Source organism: Micromonospora maritima, from assembly GCF_902825405.1.
GTDB classification, from domain to species: Bacteria; Actinomycetota; Actinomycetes; order Mycobacteriales; family Micromonosporaceae; genus Micromonospora; species Micromonospora maritima.
In genome coordinates this window covers 1-697 of record NZ_CADEAU010000960.1, presented here as the reverse complement: position 1 = coordinate 697, position 697 = coordinate 1, and the positions used below count along the sequence as shown (strand labels likewise).

General features: G+C 74.3%; 1 pseudogene. It reads right to left on the bottom strand.

Features of this window, described 5'->3' with window-relative positions:
- Positions 1-697: pseudogene (locus tag HUW36_RS33820) on the bottom strand (molybdopterin-dependent oxidoreductase); the annotation flags it as partial.

Here is a 697-nt window from a genome sequence, read left to right as displayed (position 1 = left end):
CAGCACGCCCCGGCGGCTCATCGTGGCCGGGCCGGGGCGGCGGGCCACCAGGCCGTCCGGATCGGCCGGCTCCGCCCGGGTCCGCGCCACCGGGGTACGCGCGAAGCCCGGCCCGCGCAGCGCGGTGACCAGGCGGGGCAGCTTGATCGCCACGTGCACCACGAGCGCGACCGTGAAGATCCAGGCGCCGTACCAGTGCGCGGTGTAGAAGTCGAAGCCGAACAGGTACGCGTACTGCACGTTGAGCAGGCCGGTGACGCTCTGGAACAGGATGCCGCCGACCAGCAGCAGCAGCGACAGCCGTTCCAGCACCTGCGCGAGCGAGCGGGCCGGCGGCCAGGCGAACAGTTTCGGCACCACCGACCACAGCTTGGTCAGCACCACCGGCACCAGCACGATGCCGAGCGTGACGTGCAGCCCCTGGGTGAGGCGGAACAGCCACACCGGGCGGGTCGGCCAGTCGAACACCGGCGGGTGCAGCCAGCCCACGTCGCGGGGGAAGGCCTGATCGAGGCGGGGGCCGTAGGCGATCCAGTCGAGCAGCCCGGTGACGATCACCAGCGGCAGCGTGACCAGCAGCACGGCGCCCAGCACCGAGGTCAGCCACGGTCCGCGTACCGGGCTGCGCCAGGCCCGCTCCACGGCGTCGACGCCGGGCGGGCGGCGCCGGTCCAGCGCGCGCCAGAGCCGGGCCGGG